Here is a 17,900-nt window from a genome sequence, read left to right on the forward strand (position 1 = left end):
GATCAGGCCTCGAAATTGCCGGCGCGGAAATCCATCGCGAAGGCGGGCGACGCCTTCCACTTGATCGACTTCGGCTTGGCCGTGAAGGTCGCGTTCTGGTGCAGCACCGTATAGGCCGGGTCTTCGCGCTCGGCGATCTCCAGCATGCGGCGGAACGCCTTCTTGCGGGCGGCACGATCGATCGAGGTTTCCAGGAACTCCGAGAGCGTGTTCAGCTCGGCATTTGTCCACTCGCCGATCTGCTGCTGCTGGCCGTTGGGGCCGTGCTGGGCAACCAGCGACGATACGGGATCGTTGAAGGCGGCCGAGTTCGACCAGTCGCGGACCGCGCGCGTCGGCGCACGTTCCATGATCTGCGACCAGTTCTCCTTGGTTTCGATCTGGACGTTGAGACCGACCGACTTCCACATCTCGACCAGCACTTGCGCGGTCGCGACCTGGTTGGTGTAGTAATTGTTGAGCAGGCGATACGGAATAGGGTCGCCCTTGTAGTTGGCCTGCTTCAGCAGCTCCTGCGCCAGCTTGGGATCGTAGGCCGGCACGTTCCAATCGGCATTGAACATGTCGCCGTAGAACTCCCACTGCAGGCCCTTCGGGACGCGGGTGCGACCGGCCCACAGGCTGTCGACGATCGCCTGGCGGTCGATCGCATGGGTGAAGGCGCGCCTTACAAGCGGATTGGCGAGCTGGGCGTGGTTCTTGTCGAATACGGTCAGACGATGATTGAGGATGGTGCCGCCCTGCACTTCGAAGGTCGCGTTCTTCTCGATGCCCGCGATCTGGTCCGGTGGGATGTCGCAGGCGAACTGGTACTCGCCCGACAGCAGCCCGTTGATGCGGCTCGCGACCTCCGGGACCTCGAGGAAGCGAATGCGCTTGAGCGGTGGACGGCCGCCCCAATATTCGTCGTGGGCTTCCAGCGTCAGCGACACGTCGGGCTTGAGTTCGACAACCTTGTAGGGCCCGGTGGTAACAGGCTTGCGCGCCCAGTCGAGATAGCTCGCGGATTCAGCCCAGGCGCGGCGGTTCGCGATATCTGAGCCGTAGCGCGACAGCCGACCCTCGATCGTGACGTCGGGCGTCGCGTTGTAGAAGCGCACGGTGTATTTATCGACGGCATCGACGCGGACGAGATCCGGCCAGATCCGGCGTGCAACCGCCGGAACGTCCGGCGGCAGTTCCTTGCCCGGCCGCGGCGTCGGAATTTTCTCAAAGGCCTGGATGGTGCTGCGGCTCTTGGCCTCGGTCTCACCGAACATGCGCTCGCGGCTGAACGTGAAGACGACGTCCTCCGCCGTCAGCTCGTCGCCATTGTGGAATTTGACGCCCTGGCGCAGCTTCACCTCGACGGTCTGGTCGTCGATACGGCGCCACTCGGTGGCAAGCCCCGGCACGGCCTCAAGGCTGCCGCGCCAGTTCTTGGAGATCAGGCCTTCCCAGATCGAGGAGAAGAACACCCGCTCGCCGACATTGGACTGCTCGCGCAGCACGTCGAGCACGTTCGAATTCGTCACCTTCTGCACCGCGATGGTGACCGAGGGACGGTTGTCGGCCTGCCCGATCGCAAAGCGCGGCAGCAGCAGCGTGCCTGCGGCAATGCTGCCGGACTTCAGGATGGTACGGCGCGTGAGCTTGCTCATGATGATAACCCCTGCCGGTTTTTTTGTCGGCTATTCGGCGAGACCGAGCGCGGCCAGATGGGCTGCGCCAGCGCGGACGTCGTCGTGGTTGCGAAGTTCGAGGATCAGTCGGGGGTTTGAGGTCAGCCGGCCCAGCGCGCGGAACACGGCGATCCACGGGATGTTGCCCTCGCCCGGCGCCCAATGCCGGTCAGCAAAGCCGTCGGTATCCTGGAGATGCACATGCGCCAGCATGTCGCCGGCGGTCTCGACATAGTAGTCGACCGGCGGCGCGCCGGTGGAGATGTGCGCGTAGTTGGCGTGGCCGGTGTCGAGGGAGACGCGCACCTTGCTGCTTTCGAGCGCCTTGGCGAGACGCACGCGATCGCGCGGATCCTTGTCCTCGATGTTCTCGATGACGATCTCGCAGCCGATGGTTTCGGCGCGCACGATCACCTCGGCGAGTGTCGCCTTGACGCGTTCGACGAGATTGCCGCGATTATCTGGATAGAGGTCGAGGTTGTTGTGGTCCCAGGTCGTGAATGGCGAATGGATCACCATCTGCGTCGCGCCGAGAAACTCGGCGGCTTCGAGGCCCTGAAGCAGGCGTTTCGTCACGACTTGGCGGATCATCGGGTCGTGGCTACCGATCGCGAAGCCCCAGAACGGTCCGTGGATGCCGAGCCGGCCGGTGTGACCTGAGAGCATCTGCTTAATTTCGCTAGCAGCACTTCGCCAGTCGCCGTCGAGCAAGTCCGCGCGAAAAAAATCCTGAATTTCGAGATCGCGCTGCCGTTCGAGAAGCCAGTCGCGATGCGCAGGGATCGATTTGATGGACAATGCGGCGCCCAGTACCGGCTTCGACATGGCTTGCTCCTCGGCCGTCAACAATGACGGGAGCAGCGCTAGACCAGTTCAATGACAGGCCGGTGAAATGCAGGTTCCGCAGCGCTGAGGAGATGTGGACATCCCCGCGATCGCGTGCATCGAATTCAGGCAGCGGCGAGTGCAGACGCATGCATCCGCGCTCGGATCAAGTGCGATGAAATCCGTAGTGATCCGGAATGGAATCCTATTCTGATGTCGCGTACATCGCGGGACATCGATCGGCGGCCTTCCAAGGGCATCACCCTCTGATCGCGCAACATGGGGTTGGGGGACCACATGGGGCGGGGGGATCAAAGGCTGGGGCAAGGTTACGAGGTCCGGACTCCTAGGCACTCCGGACCTCGGGACTTTCTAGATTGAACGTGATTTCGCGCCGCCGGCTTGATCAGCCGTGCGGCGCGAAGTCGTTTTGGCGTCGTTATGCCGACACGGGCGCTAGCGCGTCTGGGGCTCGATCGTCACCGTGCAGTCGCCCTGCCCTTGCGTCGCCACCACGATGTTGCCCGCGGGAGCGCCGAGGGCGATCGGCGCGGACGAGCCGCCGCCGGGCATCTGGACAGTCACGCTCAGAGAATCGGTTCGCGCGGTCGAGCCTACGGTCGAGGGCTCTGCCTGGGCCACATTGCCCGAGGCGTCACGCCGCATGATCTGGCAGTTCACATTGCTGCCCCCGGCCGCGCTCCCTCCTGCCGCAGCCATGCCCGATGAGGTGCCGCCGCTCATTTGCGCACGTGCTCGCGACGGATCGCGGGGCACCTGGCTCACGATGCGATGCGTCCGCGGCTCCACAATGACGACGTCATCGCCGGTCGCAAAATATTCGTAGTCGCGATATTCGGGCTCGATCGAGACGATCTCGGGCGGAAGCCTGTGAAGGCGCACGCGCGAGGGAATGGTCTCGCCGACCCGGATCGAAATGTTCAGATTGCGCTCCGGCTCCGCCAGGCGTGCACGGCTCACCGTTTCAGAAATCCGCACCTGCTTCTCGGAGGTTACCTGCGCCTGCTGATTGGCTTGCGTGTTGGTCTGCGTGGTCTGGTTGGCTTGGTTGGTCTGCGTGCCCGAACTGGCAGGTGCGCTCTGCGCATTGTTGGTCGGGGCCGTCCGGTTCGTGTCGGTCGCGGTGGCCGGCCGGTTGTTCTGCTGCGCCGGCGGCTGCTGCTCGGCCGCGTTGCGCGGCGGCTGGGTCTGGTTGCGCTCGTTCTGGTTGGCTGCGGCACCCGTGCGCTCGTTCTGCTGGCTAGACGTGCCTGACTTGGACTTCTCGGACTCTGCCGTTGATTTCTGCTGCGCGGATTTGTCCTGCTTCGTCTCAGCACTGCTCTTGCTGTCGCGTCCGGGTTTCGTGCTCTCGGCATCGCGGTTGCGATCGCGCGAGGGCTCGCGGGATTCTTGCGCCTGATCCTTCGATTTCGGCTGGTTGCGCTCGGCAGAACTGGCCGGCTGGCGCTTATCGTCACTCGCGTCCTGCCTGGCAGCGCCGCCCTTCTCCTCGCGGCCCGCGCCCTGCAATCGTTCCTGGGCGCCCTGCGCGCGCTCTTGAGCACGCTCCTGAACACGCTCTTGGCCGCCGCCGTGTTGCGGTGCGGCGCCTTTCGCCGGCTCCTCGGTCCGTCTCGGCTCGTCCCTTCGCTCACCGGGCGCCTGGGCGTAGGCGAAGCCGGAAGCAAGCATCAGTCCGATAGCTGCGGTCGATAACATCAAGTGCTTGCGCATGGTCCCTCTCCTCGGAAATTCGCAACAACAGACGCGAACGTTCTGTGGGTGCGAAGGTTCCTGATCAGGAACGAGGGCTGATCACGCGGTCTCACATCTCAGGCGGGTCTCACATCGGGTCCTTCAGCGTGAGCCGCGCCGTGAATGTCACGCTGGTCTTGCCAACCAGCGCCATGCCTTCGACCTCGGCGCCGTCGGCGGAGTAGTCGCCCGAAAAGCCGCAGGTCACTTCCCTGCCGCCGAACGCGAGTGGCTTGCCGACGGCCTCGGTGTGCTGATTGACGGTCATGTCGCCGCGCCATTTCCCGTTCCGGAAGGTGTAGCTGCCGGTGTAATAGAAATAGCTGTCACCGCCCATGATGCGGCCATCGCAGAGCACGACGACGCCTTTGGCCTGGCCGCGCTTGCCGTCGCGCATCTCAATCTCAAAGATGTAGAGGCCGTTGAGGACCTTCTGTGGGTTGGCGCCCTGCTCGGGCTCATCGCCGGCCGACATCGCTCATCTCCCGTTCAAACCGGCACATTCCGTTCGAGATCTTCAAGCCACGCCGCCGCGCTCGAATCCGACGGCGCGCGCCAGTCACCGCGCGGCGACAATGAGCCGCCGGCCGAAACCTTGGGGCCGTTCGGCATCGCCGAGCGCTTGAACTGGCTGAAAGCGAAGAAGCGGCGCAGAAACACCTCCAGCCAGCGGCGTATCTCGGGAAGGTCATAGGCCTTGCGCTTATCGGTCGGGAATGCCGGCGGCCATTCGCCCTGAGCAACGTCTTTCCAGGCCTGCAGCGCCATGAACGCGATCTTGGATGGCCGCATGCCGAACCGCAGCGTGTAGAACAGGTTGAAATCCTGGAGCTCGTAGGGACCGACGGAAGCTTCCGTGCTCTGTGGCTTCTCGCCCGGCTCGGCCGGAACCAGCTCCGGCGAGATTTCCGCCGACAGGATCGATCCAAGCGTTTGGTTGACGTCGTCGCTGAACTGCTTGGAAGCAATCACCCAGCGGATCAGATGCTGAATCAGCGTCTTCGGCACCCCGGCATTGACGTTATAATGCGCCATCTGGTCGCCGACGCCGTAGGTGCACCAGCCCAGCGCGAGCTCGGAGAGATCGCCGGTGCCAATCACGATGCCGCCGTGATGATTGGCGAGCCGGAACAGATAGTCCGTGCGCAGGCCCGCCTGCACATTCTCGAAGGTGACGTCGTAGACCTTCTCGCCCTTGCCGAAGGGATGGCCGATGTCCTTCAGCATTTGCGTCGCCGTGGTGCGAATGTCGAGCTCCTGCCAACTCGTCTGCAACGCCTTCATCAGCGCCAGCGCATTGGTCTTGCTCTCGCTGCCGGTGGCAAAGCCCGGCATGGTGTAGGCGAGAATGTTTTCGCGCGGCAGGCCAAGCAAATCGACCGCCTTGCCGGCGACGATCAAAGCGTGGGTGGAATCGAGCCCGCCCGAGACGCCGATGACGACGCGCTTGGTGCCTGTCGCGCGCATACGCTGGACCAGGCCCGCGACCTGAATGTTGTAGGCCTCATAGCAGTCCTGCTCGAGCAGGCTCTCGTCGCTCGGCACGAACGGAAAGCGCTCGACCTTGCGCAGGAAGCCGATATCGGCGGCCGGCGGCTTCAGGGTAAAAGTCACTTTCCGGAAGAAGGCCTCGCGCTGCCGGCGGTTGTCGTCGAAGGTTCCCATCAGTGCGCGCTCCTGCCTGAGCAGGTCAAGATCGACGTCGGCCAGCGTGATCTGGCCGCCCTGGCGGAACCGCTCGCCCTCGGTCAGTAGCACGCCGTTCTCGTAGATCGAGGTCTGGCCGTCCCAGGCAAGATCCGTGGTCGATTCCCCTGCCCCCGCCGCGGAATAGACATAGGCCGCGAGGCAGCGGGCCGAAGTCGATTGACACAAGAGCGCGCGCGAGCGGGCGCGGCCGATCGTGATCGGGCTGCCCGAGAGATTGATCAGCACGCTCGCGCCCGCGAGCGCGAGCTCGGAAGCCGGCGTCACCGGGATCCACATGTCCTCGCAGATCTCGACGCCGATGGTCAGGCCCGGGACGTCCTCGGCCGCGAACAGCAGGTCGACGCCGAAAGGGGCATGCAGCCCGCCAAAGGCGACCATCTCTTCGACGATGCCGGCGCCGGAGGCGAAATGCCGTCCCTCGTAGAATTCGCGATAGGTCGGCAGGTAACTCTTGGGCACGACGCCGAGGACTTTGCCGCGATGGATGACGACCGCGCAATTGTAGATGCGATTGCCAAAGCGCAACGGCGCGCCGACGATCAGGATGGTCATCAGGGCCGAGGATGCCTCAACGATGGCCACAAGCCCGCGCTCGACCGCATCGAGCAGCGGATCCTGCTTCACAAGATCTTCGATCGCATAGCCGGACAGACACAGCTCCGGAAACACGGCAACCGCCACTGACTGTTCGTGGCAGTCCTTCGCCGCCGCCAGAACCGCCGTCGCGTTGGCCGTGGGATCGGCCACATGAGAGGTGGTGACGCAGGCCGCCACGCGCGCAAATCCGTGGGCATAGATCGAGTGGAAACTCATCGAGCACAGTCCCTTTGTCTCGTCGCGACCGGCCTCCGCCAGCTCTGGACTCCATTTAACCCATCGACATGGCCCCGTGCAGGCCATTCGACGGCATGCATAACGGATTTGCAGCTTCGCTGCCCGGCGCCCGGCCCTTGGAGGCGGTGTCAGGCTCTGCGCACCAGCATGCCGGGCAGATCGTCGCACAGCCATTCGGCGATCCGGGGCCAGGCATGGCCATGGGTCCGCGCCCCCATGAACAGGCCAAGATGGTTGCTGGGCTCGGAGGCCGCCGCAACGAAGGCCGGCGGTGTGCCGAGCAAACCGGCGGTGGCGAGCGCCTGCGCAGCCGGCACGACGTCGTCATCGAGCCCGGCCAGCAGGAAGACCGGCGCCTTGACGTCCTTCAGATCAATCACGCGGCCGAGTGCCGTGAATTGGCCGCGCGCGATCCGGTTCTCTCGGAAGATCCAGTTGACGATCTCGAGATAATAGGTGCCGGGCAGATTGAGAGGCTCGGCGTTCCAGCGCTCGAAGCGTGCCAGCAGCGCCGCACCTTCCTCGCCGGAGAGGTCGCTCTGCAGCGCCGTCGCGATGTCGTCGCAGCTCGGCGCCTTCGACCAGACACGCAGCATCTCCTCGCCGCTGACATTGCCGCCGCCGCGGGCGACGAGCTGGTCATAGACCATCTCCGGCGCGTTGCGGGCGAGCTGCGACAGCCTGGACTCGATCGAGAGGTCGACGGGCGCGCCTGCCAGCACCAGCCGCCGCACCTTGGCGGGAAAGCGCGCCGCATAGAGCAGCGACAGCCAGCCACCCTGGCACAGGCCGACGAGATCGACCGGGGCGCCGATCTCGTCGACGGCGACGTTGAGATCGCCGAGATAGCTGTCGATCGAGAGATAGCGCATGTCGGGTGCGGCCGAGCGCCAGTCGGTGAGATAGACCCGGTCGATGCCGCCATTTTGCAGGGACTGCACCACGCTGTGGCCGGGCGCGAAGTCGGCGATCAGGGCCCGGTGCAGCGCATAGGGCGCGCAGACCAGTGCCGGGAGGCCGGAGCCCGTTCGCGTGCAATCGCGCAGGCGCATGGTCGCAAGCTCCAGCGCGACGGAGTTGGGCGTGGTCCACGGCAGACTGCTGTCGGCCTGCTCCGGCGGACCGCGGTCGAGCCATCCGAAGCAGGCGTCCATGGCAAGCCGAGCTGCTGCGAACGGCCACAGCAGCGGGTCATCCGGGACCGGGCCCGGTGCGCGCTGCTGTTTGCCGGTCTTCTCCGCCATGGCTATCTCACGGTCCTCACAGGAAGGCCTCGAAGCTGACGAGCGAAATACCGCGCTCCCGAAAACTCTGATGGGTCGCGGCCACCGAGCCGTCGAGATCGATGCCGCGGCAGGCGTCCTCGATGACTGCGACCTCGAACCCCGCCTTGCGGGCATCCTCCGCCGAGAAGCGGACGCAGAAATCGAACGCGAGGCCGGCGACGAAGACGGTGTTCAACTCGCGTTCGCGCAAATATCCGAGCAGGCCGGTCGGCGTTTTCCTGTCGTTCTCGAACAGCGCCGAATAGGAATCGATGCCGCGCCGAAACCCCTTCCGCACCACGAGATTTGCGCGAGTGGCGTCGAGATCGCGATGAAATTCAGCGCCGGCCGTGCCCTGCACGCAATGGCTCGGCCAGAGCACCTGGACGCCATAGTCAAGCGCAATGGTCTCGAACGGCTGTTTGCCCGTATGGTTCGGGGCAAAGGAGACATGATCGCGGGGATGCCAGTCCTGGGTCAGCACCACATTGGCGAATTTTTGGGCGATCCGATTGATGGCGGGGACAACCTTCTCGCCGCCGGGCACGGCGAGCGCCCCGCCCGTGCAAAAATCGTTCTGCACGTCGATGACCAGGAGCACGTCGCGGTCGGAAATCTTCATCGCAAGGTCCATTCCAGGCCATCCCGCGCGACCGGCGCCGAAGGCCACGCCGCCAGTGTCGATCTTCCCGCGCTGCTTCGCAACCACCGACAAGGTGCGGCGATATGCGCGAATGCACCCCGTCGGGACCGGGATGCAACGGTTTGGGCTGATACGTGTTGACTAGATCCACCCGGGGACGGATTCTGACAGCCGTTCGCGTCTTGCGATCGGATAGAGCGGAGGAAGCGGTTCCCGCAGCCGGAAGGGCTGCGGCAGCCATACGCACATGACCATCGGCAAGACAGGACAGATTCTTCTCGCCGATATCGGCGGCACCAATGCGCGCTTCGCGCTCAGTCAGGGCGACCAGACCGGACCGATCGACTACGTCAAAGTGGCAGACTTCCCGACCGTCCGGGAAGCCATTGCCGATGTTCTCGCGCGTCGCTGCCACGGCCTACCGCCCCCAAGGGCCGTGCTGGCCGTGGCGGGCCCGGTGACCAACAACCGCTGCGTCATGACCAACAGCCCCTGGGTCATCGACGGCAACGAGCTCCAGCCGGCCTTCGGCTTCGACAGCGTCCATGTGCTCAACGATTTCGAGGTGGTGGCCTGGTCCCTGCCCGCCCTGCAGCCCGCCGACCTGATCCCGCTCGGCAGACAAGATGGCCTTCCCGGAGAGCCGTTGCTGGTGGTTGGCCCCGGAACCGGCTTTGGCGTTTCCTGCCTGGTCGAGCGCCATGGCGCACGACTGGCTGTCGTCACCGAGGCCGGCCACGCGACCCTGCCGGCGGAGGACGAGCGCGAGGAACGCGTCATCGCCTGCATGCGCCGACGCCTCGGCCATGTCTCCATCGAGCGTGGCGCGTTGTCCGGTTCCGGCCTGCAAAGCCTCTACGAGGCGCTGGCCGAGATTGACGGCGCTCAGGTGCCGCATCGCGATGCTGCCGCCATCACGAAGGCCGCCCTGGAAGGCAGTTGCGAGCTCAGCCGCAAGACGCTGGAGATGTTTTGCGCCATTCTCGGCTCGGTCGCGGGCAATCTCGCGGTGACCTTCGGCGCACGCGGCGGCGTCTATATCGCCGGCGGAATCGTGCCGCGCTTTCCCGACTTCCTTGCAGCTTCCGCATTCCGGGCGCGCTTCGAAGCCAAGGGACGCTTCCAGGATTATCTGCGCAACATCCCGACCCGGCTGGTCACCAAACCCGATGCGAGTTTCCTCGGCCTCAAGATGTTCGCCGAGCACAACCAGCCTTAACGGCGCGCGCCTCCGTTCGCGCCCAGTAATTCACAGCTGATTAACGAGCACGCGCGCGCGACGCGGGATCGTGCTTGCGCGCACGTCCCGGATGAGAAACAATCCTGGCTTGTGTGTGGCGTAGTTGCGGGGGCGTGACATGCGTAAGCAGGATCTGGGTTTCGACTATCACCGCTATCACCGCCTGCTGCTCGAGGCGGACGACGATGGCAAGCGGCTGGCCCTGATCGAGCTCTTGATCGAGGAAAAGGCGCGTGACCGCCTCGCCGCCCAGCGCGCTTCGGACCGCGCCGCCATGACGGCCCACACCATCGCTACCGTGCTAAAGAACGGGCGCCAGTGAAACGAGTGATTGCGCTACGGTGCCCGCAAACGCGGCATCAATTGCCATTTCGTTAACGATCCCTCGAAAGCTCGCGTCAAACTTTTTGCTCTAGGAGTCCCCCCACCTGATCCAATTCAGGGGCAACAAAGGGGGGAATGAACATGAGCATGATTTCGATCGCCGCGATGCCGGCCACCATCGAAACCCGTTTGGCCGATTCTTCATTCAAGACCATCTTGCTGTTTTGCTGCACGGGCCTGGTCGCCTCGTTCGGCCTGATGGCGCGCGGCATCGATCTCGGCGCCGGCCTGATGTGAGACCGCGACGGATTCCGTCGCGAAGTGGCCGCCCCTGACGGGCGGCCATTTTTGTTTTGGTCTCAGTGCGGCGTCTTAGCTGCCGCTTCCGGAAACATCGAATCGATCATCGCCCTGAGCTGATCGATCGAAATCGGCTTGCGCAGGATCGGCCGCCGTCGGAGCAAGGACGGCAGCAGCTCCGGACCGTAGCCCGTGGCGAACAAAAACGGCTTGCCGCGACGCTCGATCAGGTCGGCGACCGGATCGACGTAGACGCCCTTGAGATTGATGTCGAGGATCGCAAGATCGTACTGCGCGGTCATGGCGAAAGCACTGGCGTCCCGCACATTGTCCGCTTCCGCGGCGACGTGGTGGCCGAGTTCCTCCACCATGTCCGCCATCATCATCCGGATCAACGTCTCGTCTTCGACCAGGAAAACGGAGAGTCCGTCCGCCATATCAACCCCGCCATCAGCTTCCGAAGCTAATCATAACCGAATCGCGAAGAGGATTCACGAATTCGTGGCGGGGGCCGTTAATTCGGACACGCCCGATCCGATTCAACTTGATCAATCCAGTCCTCGTTCGTGGCTGAGCCGCACCATCTCCTGTACGAAGACCTGCTTCTGCTTGTCATCGAGGCTCGAATAGAGGGGTTCGGCGGCGTCGGCGACATTGCGCTGGTCGGCAGCGCGGTCGATGAGAAATTGGGCCTCGTTGCGCATCTGCTCGACGATGTCGTCGGGAGGATCCCGCTTGGCGCGCGCAACCCGCAGGTTGAGCCGCTCAGCACCGTTATGCCCGAGGTAGTGCATGGCGCTCGAGAATCCGTACCAGTGCTTCTCCTGCTCGGGCGTGAGGTTCAGTTCGGTCTTGATCCGCTCAATATAGGAGTCGCTGTTGGTGACGATCTGGTCGGCGGTCAATTGCGGCGCGCCGGTCTGGGTCAGGACCGTGACATCCTGCGGAGCGTTCTTCGCCTCCTTGCTCGCCTTGGCGCCCTTGCCCGCCTTGGCGCTCTTGGCATCCTTGTCCTTGCCGGCGCCCTGCTTGGCGTCCTTGGCCGCATCCTTGCTTGCGTCCTTGCTCGCATCCTTGGCTGCAGGCGCCTGATTGCCATTATTGCCAACGCCGAGCACGCCGGTGAAAACGCCGACCACACCGCCGATCGCGCCGCCAAGCACGCCGCCGACCGGACCTGCCGCCTTGTTCCCGGCCGCCGCTCCTTCCTGAACCCCTTTGACCAGGCCTTGAGCGTTCGCCACCGCGGCTGCGCCGAGCAGCAACACGAAAACGGACCCCAGCGCGAACCATCGTCGCAGGTTAAGCCGCGCGAGCGGCGCCGGGTTTATCATTCTGGTCTCCATCTCGATCTGATTAGGCTGTTGGGGGTGAGAACCACTCGCCAGTTGCAACTCTATCGTTTTCACCGCTTCGAGGTCTAGCCACCGACAATTGCTATCCACGCCCGAAAAGTGTTTGGCCCGAGGCGCTTATGCAGGCTTATTCGAAACTGCGGCGTAATTGCGCATGCATCGGCCGGGCAGGTCGGCGCAAAGTGTGCGTCGCAAAATGACCGATCGTGGTTCATGGCCTGCGCAGGACATCGAGGGCACTGCCACCTTCCCGGACACAACGTTAGTTCTAGGCGCAAGTCGTTCGGTTTTCTCGACAGACGCAATCAATCATGATCTGATCGCGCTACCAATTTGCCTTCGAAGCCGACGGCATCAATAAGAAACGTCGAACAAGAAACTTTCAAAAAGAACGCAGAACTCGGAAGAGTTCAGAGGAAACGCCAGAACAATAAAACACCCAAGCGAGGAAACGAGATGTCACGCAAGACACTGACGCGACGTCAATTTGTGGCTGCCACTGCAATGTCCTCCACGGCGCTGATCGCGGCGCCCTATGTCCGGGGCGCTTACGCTGCCGGCAAACTTTCGATCGGCTTCTGGGACCACTGGGTGCCCGGCGCCAACGATGCCTCGACCGCTCTCGTCAAGGAATGGGGCGAGAAGGAGAAGGTCGAGGTTTCGATCGACTACATCACCAGCAACAACAAGAAGATCGAGCTGACCGCAGCGGCCGAAGCCCAGGCCAAGTCCGGTCACGATATTCTCCAGATGCCGAGCTGGTGGCCGCACGCTTATTCCGAGAATCTCGAGCCGCTCAACGACGTCATGGAGCCGCTCATCAAGCAGAACGGTGAGGTGAACGACACCGTCAAATATCTCGGGCGGTCGGGCGGCAAATGGCTCGCAGTGCCCGCGACGCCGGGAAGCCAGATCAAAGGCCCCTGCTCCCGCATAGATCTGATGAAGAAACACGCCGGCATCGACGTGCAGGAGATGTATCCGGTCGGCGCTCCGCCGAAGGCGGACAACTGGACCATGGAGACGTTCCTGAAGGCGGCCGAGGCCTGCCACAAGGCCGGCTTCCCCTTCGGCATCGGTCTCGGCGAGACCACCGACAGCGTCGACACTGCCGGCGCGATCTTCCAGTCGTTCGGCGCCGAGCTCGTCAACGCCAAGGGCGATATCACCGTCAAGACCGACGCGGTGCGGCAGGCGCTCGAATTCTACAAGAAGCTGATCGCCGTCCTGCCCACCGACGCGCCGTCCTGGGACGATGCCTCCAACAACAAATGGCTGATCTCAGGCCGCGGCGCGATGATCCTGAATCCGCCGAGCGCCTGGGCGGTCGCCAAGCGCGACGCACCGCAAGTCGCCGAACAGTGCTGGACGCACGGCTTCCCGTCCGGTCCGAAGGGCCGTTTTGCGCCCTTCCTGCCATACTTCTGGGGCGTCTGGGCCTTTGGCAAGAACAAGGAAGCGGCCAAGAGCTTGCTCGTTCACCTGTCCTCGCCAGCGGCGATCGAGAAGTTCGTCGCGGCGAGCGGCGGGTACGATCTCCCGGCCTACGCGAACATGACGAAGTTCAAGACTTGGGCCGAGGAAGGGCCGCCGAAGGGCACACTCTTCCACTATCCGGATCCCTACAAGCAGCAGACGATGTCGATCGCCGCGTCTCCGGCGCCGCCGAAGATCGCCCAGCAGATCTACTTCCAGGCGACGCTGACCAAGATGGCGCTGCGCTTTGCACAAGGAGAGAAGTTGGAAACCGCGCTCGCCTGGGCCGAGGGCGAGTGCGAAGGCTTCATGCGGACCTGAGCCGGGTATGTGCCATGGCGGTTCACGCTTCGGGCGTGGGCCGCCGAGGCACCCCTCGCTCGATCCGCTTGCCGAATGAAGCCGACGGCTGCGCCGGCTTCGCCGTTCCAGATATCCTGCTAGGTGTCCTGCAAAGAGGCTAAATTCATGGCCGATGTCGTCGTTGAGCAAGGCCGTCCCGCTCGAGCTGCGAGCCCGCGCAAACGGGCGAGCCTGCGCAATGCAATGGGACGGAAATCGACCGTAGCGTTCTTCCTGACGCTGCCGCTGATCCTCCTGATCGCCCTGCTCGTACTTTATCCCGCCTTCTACTCGGTCTACCTGGCGACGCTGAACAAGGCGATGACAAAATTCGTCGGCCTCACCAACTTCACCTTTCTGTTCAAGCGCGAAACGTTCTGGATGGTGGTGAGACAGTCCTGCATTTTTGCGATCACCGCCGTGGTCTTCAAAGCGCTGATCGGCTTCATCGTCGCGCATTTCGTCCACAACATTCCCGGCAAGAAGCAACGTAAATGGCGCGGCATGCTGCTGGTGCCCTGGGTGATCCCGCCGGCGATGAGCACGCTGGCATGGCTGTGGCTGTTCGACCCCTCCTACAGCGCCTTCAACTATACGCTCTCGTTCTTCGGCATCGGTCCCATCCCGTGGCTCGGTGATACCTTCTGGGCGCGTTTCTCCGTCATCCTCGTCAACGTCTGGTACGGCGCGCCGTTCTTCCTGATCATGTACCTGGCCGCGTTGAAATCCGTACCCGATCAGCTCTACGAAGCCGCAGCAATCGACGGCGCCAATTGGTGGCAGAAGATCTGGCACATCACCTTGCCGATGATGCGCAACATCATCGCCATCACCACGCTGTTCTCGCTGATCGTCACTTTCGCCAATTTCGACATCGTGCGCATCCTCACCTCCGGCGGTCCGCTCGACCGGACGCACCTGTTCGCCACCTGGGCGTTCCAGGTCGGCATCCAGAGCAGCGACATTCCGCTCGGCGCCTGCGTCTCGCTGTTCATGGTGCCGATCCTCGCCGTCGCAGCGGTCTTCATCCTGCGCGATGTCAACAAACGTGGGAACGAAGCCTGATGAGCACGCTCGCAATCGACAAGGCCGGACCGACACGCAAGGTCAAGCTTCGAAGCATGAGCCGCGACCGCACCTGGGCGCTGCGCTGGTCCTACTTTTTCCTGGTGCTGTTTGCGATCTTCTTCCTGATCCCGCCGATCTACATGCTGATCACCTCGCTCAAGAGCAGCGCGGAGATCTCGGCCGCCACCAATCCGTGGTGGGTATTTCATCCGACCCTCTCGAATTATGTCGAGCTACTGACCTCGAACCAGTTCCTGCGATTCTTCTGGAATTCGTCGATGATCTCGATCGTGGTCGTGATCGTGACGATGTTGATCAGCATTCCGGCGGCGTTTGCATTGGCGCGGATGAAGTTCTGGGGCTCGGCGACGCTCGCGACCGGCGTGTTCCTGACCTATCTCATTCCGGACAGCCTTCTGTTCATTCCGCTGTTCAAGGTGCTCGCGACCGTCCAGGAGTTCACCGGCATCCCCCTGCTCAACCGGTGGTACGTGCTGGTGTTCATCTATCCGACGCTGACCGTGCCGTTCTGCACCTGGATCATGATCGGTTATTTCGCCTCGATCCCGAAGGAGCTGGACGAGGCGGCTCTGATCGACGGCGCCTCCTGGCTGCAGACCCTGACGCGGATTTTCATCCCCGTTGCCCTGCCCGGCCTGATCGCAGCGACCATCTTCGCCTTCACCGTGTCCTGGGCGCAGTTCCTCTATCCGCTGGTGTTCACGACATCCATCGACCAGCTCGTGCTGCCGGTCGGCATCACCACCACGCTGATCAAGGGCGACGTCTTCAACTGGGGTCAGATCATGACCGGCGCGCTGCTTGGCGCTGCCCCGCCGCTGGTCATCTACGCCTTCCTGATGGACTATTACATTGCCGGCCTGACCGCCGGCGCGACAAAGGGTTGATGTCTTATGGCTGAGGTTGCGCTGCGGAAGGTGGTCAAGCGTTACGACGACGTCGAGGCGGTGCGCGGCATCGATCTCGACATCTCCGATCATGAGTTCATCGTGCTCGTCGGCCCCTCCGGCTGCGGCAAGTCGACGACGTTGCGGATGATCGCAGGGCTCGAGGACATCACCGACGGCGACATCATGATCGGCGGGGACGTCGTCAACGACGTGCCGCCGAAGGACCGCGACATCGCAATGGTGTTTCAGAACTATGCGCTCTATCCGCATATGACGGTTGCGGAGAACATGTCATTCGGGCTGCGGCTCAAGCACTATCCCAAGGCCGAGATCAAGGCGCGGGTGACCGAGGCCGCCCGCCTCCTCGACATCACCGACCTGATCGACCGCAAGCCGAAGCAGCTCTCCGGCGGCCAGCGCCAGCGCGTCGCCATGGGGCGGGCCATCGTGCGCAACCCGAAAGTCTTCCTGTTCGACGAGCCGCTGTCCAATCTCGACGCCAAGCTGCGCGTGCAGATGCGGATCGAGATCAAGAAGGTGCACCAGAAGGTCCGAACCACGACGGTCTACGTCACCCACGACCAGGTCGAGGCGATGACGCTGGCCGATCGCGTGGTGGTGATGAACAAGGGTCGGATCGAGCAGATCGGCACGCCGAACGAGCTCTACCACAAGCCGGCGACGCGCTTCGTCGCGGGCTTCATCGGCTCGCCGGCGATGAACTTCATTCCGTGCCGGCTCGAGGAGGTCGGCGGCAAGCTCAACATCCGCCTGACGGACCGCATCTCATTCCCGTTGCCGCCGGCCCGCGCCGCCCGTTACAGCGCACTGCCTCGATCTGAAAACCTGTTGCTCGGCATCCGTCCCGAACATCTCACGGAATCGCATGCGCATCTGGAGCCGGGTGTCGAGACCTTCGACACCGTGCTTGACGTCACCGAGCCGATGGGGATGGAGACGCTGGTCTATTTCGGACTGGAAGGCACGCCCGTCTGCGGCCGCGTCGATCCCAATGCGGGCGCCAAGGACGGGGCACCCATGCGTTTGGCAATGGACCTCAACAATATGCACCTGCTAAACGAGGCGACCGGCGTCGTCTTGTGACGGCCGGCCAAGAAACTCGCGCAGGTAGGGACGATGTCGACCAACAAGAAGAAAATCTTTGTCACGCAAACTTTGTCGCAAGGCGCCCGCGCCCTCCTCACCCAGCGAGATGACATCGAGCTCATCGAGTTTCCGAACCTGATCTCCGCCAAGGACTTCGAAGCGCTGCTGAAGAGCCACGCGCCGGTCCATGGCGTGGCGCTCGGCGCCACCGCTTTCGGCGAGACCGAGCTCGAAGCTTCAAAGGACATGAAGGTGGTGACCCGGATCGGCGTCGGTTACGACGCCGTCGACGTCCCAGCCCTTTCCCGCCGCAAGGTGCCGCTGATGGTCGCGGGCAGCGCGAACTCGCCCTCGGTCGCCGAGCAGGCGCTGTTCATGATGCTGACACTGGCCAAACGCGCGCAGGAGATGCACGCCTGCGTCAAGGACGGCAAATGGGCCGAGCGCCTCGGCATGCTGCCGTTCGATCTGTACGGCAAGACCGTCCTCATCGTCGGCTTCGGCCGCATCGGCACCCGCACCGCCAAGCGCTGCCTGGCGATGGACATGAATGTGCAGGTCTATGATCCCTACAAGGGAGCCGCGGAGATCAAGGCAGCCGGCTGCGAGCCGGTCGCCGATCTCGATGCCGCACTGCCGCACGCCGATTTCGTCACCATCCACTGCCCGAAGACGCCGGAGACCGTCGGCCTGTTCGATGCTGACAGGATCGGCCGGATGAAGCCGAAATCCTATCTCATCAACACCGCGCGCGGCGGCATCGTGAAGGAAGCGGCGCTGTATGACGCACTGGTCTCGGGCAAGCTCGCCGGTGCCGGCATCGACGTGTTCGAGGTCGAGCCGCCGCCGGTCAGCAACGCGCTGTTCGCGCTGCCCAACGTCATCATGGCCCCGCATGTCGCCGGCGTCACGGTCGAGGCGGTGAGCCGGATGAGCGAGCAGACCGCGCGCAACATCCTGAGTGTGCTGGACGGCGATCCCATCCGGCAGAACATCATCAATCAGGATGTCCTGGGCTGAGCTGGTCTTCCGGGCGGTTCTTCTGGGCGGACGATCAGTCCGCCCGCCTTCGGAACGCCAG

The 17,900-nt window shown here is 63.5% G+C and carries 17 protein-coding genes; 8 read left to right on the plus strand and 9 right to left on the minus strand.

The genetic code is table 11. From position 1 onward, the window contains the following. Nucleotides 1-2 precede the first annotated feature (2 nt). The 7 genes from FXB41_RS29850 to pncA form a co-directional block, all read right to left on the minus strand. Complete coding sequence (locus FXB41_RS29850) at nt 3-1,640, minus strand: ABC transporter substrate-binding protein (RefSeq protein ID WP_007590955.1); 1,638 nt, start codon at nt 1,638-1,640, stop codon at nt 3-5. Between the two features lie 30 nt (nt 1,641-1,670). Next, nucleotides 1,671-2,486 carry a sugar phosphate isomerase/epimerase family protein gene (locus tag FXB41_RS29855; RefSeq protein ID WP_007590953.1) on the minus strand — a complete coding sequence of 272 codons (816 nt, stop codon included), beginning with the start codon at nt 2,484-2,486 and terminating at the stop codon, nt 1,671-1,673. Nucleotides 2,487-2,942: 456 nt separating this feature from the next. After that, nucleotides 2,943-4,223: a DUF1236 domain-containing protein gene (locus tag FXB41_RS29860; protein ID WP_007590951.1), complete on the minus strand. Its 1,281-nt coding sequence runs from the start codon at nt 4,221-4,223 to the stop codon at nt 2,943-2,945. Between the two features lie 109 nt (nt 4,224-4,332). Beyond that, nucleotides 4,333-4,719 (minus strand): GrlR family regulatory protein, encoded by a 387-nt coding sequence (locus FXB41_RS29865; protein WP_007590950.1) that lies wholly within the window; start codon nt 4,717-4,719, stop codon nt 4,333-4,335. A 14-nt stretch (nt 4,720-4,733) separates the two neighbouring features. Beyond that, on the minus strand, nt 4,734-6,767 hold the full coding sequence (locus tag FXB41_RS29870; RefSeq protein WP_219684334.1) for an NAD(+) synthase: 2,034 nt from the start codon (nt 6,765-6,767) through the stop codon (nt 4,734-4,736). 149 nt (nt 6,768-6,916) lie between these two features. After that, entirely contained in the window at nt 6,917-8,032 is a 1,116-nt protein-coding gene (locus FXB41_RS29875) for an alpha/beta fold hydrolase (RefSeq protein WP_219684336.1), read from the minus strand. A gap of 16 nt (nt 8,033-8,048) precedes the next feature. Then, the gene (gene pncA / locus FXB41_RS29880) at nt 8,049-8,687 is read right to left on the minus strand and encodes a bifunctional nicotinamidase/pyrazinamidase (protein WP_219684337.1); all 639 of its coding nucleotides are present in this window, start codon (nt 8,685-8,687) and stop codon (nt 8,049-8,051) included. Nucleotides 8,688-8,943: 256 nt separating this feature from the next. On the opposite strand from pncA, the gene glk reads away from it, so the two are divergent. From glk to FXB41_RS29895, 3 genes are all read left to right on the plus strand, one after another. After that, complete coding sequence (gene glk / locus FXB41_RS29885; RefSeq protein WP_219684339.1) at nt 8,944-9,915, plus strand: glucokinase; 972 nt, start codon at nt 8,944-8,946, stop codon at nt 9,913-9,915. A gap of 139 nt (nt 9,916-10,054) precedes the next feature. Then, entirely contained in the window at nt 10,055-10,258 is a 204-nt protein-coding gene (locus FXB41_RS29890) for a hypothetical protein (RefSeq protein ID WP_007590943.1), read from the plus strand. A 143-nt stretch (nt 10,259-10,401) separates the two neighbouring features. Continuing rightward, nucleotides 10,402-10,557 (plus strand): hypothetical protein, encoded by a 156-nt coding sequence (locus tag FXB41_RS29895; protein WP_007590942.1) that lies wholly within the window; start codon nt 10,402-10,404, stop codon nt 10,555-10,557. 62 nt (nt 10,558-10,619) lie between these two features. Here the strand turns inward: FXB41_RS29895 and FXB41_RS29900 are convergent, their stop codons facing one another. Together FXB41_RS29900 and FXB41_RS29905 are read right to left on the minus strand one after the other, a co-directional pair. Next, a complete protein-coding gene (locus FXB41_RS29900) occupies nt 10,620-10,997 on the minus strand; it encodes a response regulator (RefSeq protein ID WP_007590941.1) in 378 nt (125 codons plus the stop codon). A gap of 111 nt (nt 10,998-11,108) precedes the next feature. Then, nucleotides 11,109-11,894, minus strand: coding sequence for a Spy/CpxP family protein refolding chaperone (locus tag FXB41_RS29905; RefSeq protein WP_007590931.1), 786 nt, complete (start codon nt 11,892-11,894; stop codon nt 11,109-11,111). 477 nt (nt 11,895-12,371) lie between these two features. Here FXB41_RS29905 and FXB41_RS29910 point away from each other — a divergent pair, with 477 nt between their 5' ends. From FXB41_RS29910 to FXB41_RS29930, 5 genes are all read left to right on the plus strand, one after another. Then, nucleotides 12,372-13,712, plus strand: coding sequence for an ABC transporter substrate-binding protein (locus FXB41_RS29910; RefSeq protein ID WP_007590930.1), 1,341 nt, complete (start codon nt 12,372-12,374; stop codon nt 13,710-13,712). Nucleotides 13,713-13,859: 147 nt separating this feature from the next. Next, entirely contained in the window at nt 13,860-14,798 is a 939-nt protein-coding gene (locus FXB41_RS29915) for a carbohydrate ABC transporter permease (RefSeq protein WP_219684341.1), read from the plus strand. Then, nucleotides 14,798-15,709 (plus strand): carbohydrate ABC transporter permease, encoded by a 912-nt coding sequence (locus FXB41_RS29920; RefSeq protein WP_219684342.1) that lies wholly within the window; start codon nt 14,798-14,800, stop codon nt 15,707-15,709. The genes FXB41_RS29915 and FXB41_RS29920 overlap by 1 nt, the downstream gene beginning before the upstream one ends. A 6-nt stretch (nt 15,710-15,715) precedes the next feature. Next, nucleotides 15,716-16,816, plus strand: a complete 1,101-nt coding sequence (locus FXB41_RS29925) for an ABC transporter ATP-binding protein (RefSeq protein WP_219684344.1) — start codon at nt 15,716-15,718, stop codon at nt 16,814-16,816. 33 nt (nt 16,817-16,849) lie between these two features. Continuing rightward, the gene (locus FXB41_RS29930; protein WP_219684345.1) at nt 16,850-17,839 is read left to right on the plus strand and encodes a hydroxyacid dehydrogenase; all 990 of its coding nucleotides are present in this window, start codon (nt 16,850-16,852) and stop codon (nt 17,837-17,839) included. The last annotated feature ends 61 nt before the right edge of the window (nt 17,840-17,900 follow it).

Origin of the sequence: Bradyrhizobium canariense (assembly GCF_019402665.1) — a bacterium.
Classification (GTDB): Bacteria; Pseudomonadota; Alphaproteobacteria; order Rhizobiales; family Xanthobacteraceae; genus Bradyrhizobium; species Bradyrhizobium canariense.

Excerpts from the sequence above, each read along its gene's own strand:
- pncA (WP_219684337.1), bottom strand. The coding sequence starts at position 8,687 with ATGGACCTTGCGATGAAGATTTCCGACCGCGACGTGCTCCTGGTCATC.
- FXB41_RS29855 (WP_007590953.1), bottom strand. The coding sequence starts at position 2,486 with ATGTCGAAGCCGGTACTGGGCGCCGCATTGTCCATCAAATCGATCCCT.
- FXB41_RS29850 (WP_007590955.1), bottom strand. The coding sequence starts at position 1,640 with ATGAGCAAGCTCACGCGCCGTACCATCCTGAAGTCCGGCAGCATTGCC.
- FXB41_RS29890 (WP_007590943.1), top strand. The coding sequence starts at position 10,055 with ATGCGTAAGCAGGATCTGGGTTTCGACTATCACCGCTATCACCGCCTG.
- FXB41_RS29875 (WP_219684336.1), bottom strand. The coding sequence starts at position 8,032 with ATGGCGGAGAAGACCGGCAAACAGCAGCGCGCACCGGGCCCGGTCCCG.
- FXB41_RS29870 (WP_219684334.1), bottom strand. The coding sequence starts at position 6,767 with ATGAGTTTCCACTCGATCTATGCCCACGGATTTGCGCGCGTGGCGGCC.
- FXB41_RS29915 (WP_219684341.1), top strand. The coding sequence starts at position 13,860 with ATGGCCGATGTCGTCGTTGAGCAAGGCCGTCCCGCTCGAGCTGCGAGC.
- FXB41_RS29900 (WP_007590941.1), bottom strand. The coding sequence starts at position 10,997 with ATGGCGGACGGACTCTCCGTTTTCCTGGTCGAAGACGAGACGTTGATC.
- FXB41_RS29930 (WP_219684345.1), top strand. The coding sequence starts at position 16,850 with ATGTCGACCAACAAGAAGAAAATCTTTGTCACGCAAACTTTGTCGCAA.
- FXB41_RS29895 (WP_007590942.1), top strand. The coding sequence starts at position 10,402 with ATGAGCATGATTTCGATCGCCGCGATGCCGGCCACCATCGAAACCCGT.
- FXB41_RS29910 (WP_007590930.1), top strand. The coding sequence starts at position 12,372 with ATGTCACGCAAGACACTGACGCGACGTCAATTTGTGGCTGCCACTGCA.
- FXB41_RS29865 (WP_007590950.1), bottom strand. The coding sequence starts at position 4,719 with ATGTCGGCCGGCGATGAGCCCGAGCAGGGCGCCAACCCACAGAAGGTC.
- FXB41_RS29925 (WP_219684344.1), top strand. The coding sequence starts at position 15,716 with ATGGCTGAGGTTGCGCTGCGGAAGGTGGTCAAGCGTTACGACGACGTC.
- FXB41_RS29860 (WP_007590951.1), bottom strand. The coding sequence starts at position 4,223 with ATGCGCAAGCACTTGATGTTATCGACCGCAGCTATCGGACTGATGCTT.
- FXB41_RS29920 (WP_219684342.1), top strand. The coding sequence starts at position 14,798 with ATGAGCACGCTCGCAATCGACAAGGCCGGACCGACACGCAAGGTCAAG.
- FXB41_RS29905 (WP_007590931.1), bottom strand. The coding sequence starts at position 11,894 with ATGATAAACCCGGCGCCGCTCGCGCGGCTTAACCTGCGACGATGGTTC.
- glk (WP_219684339.1), top strand. The coding sequence starts at position 8,944 with ATGACCATCGGCAAGACAGGACAGATTCTTCTCGCCGATATCGGCGGC.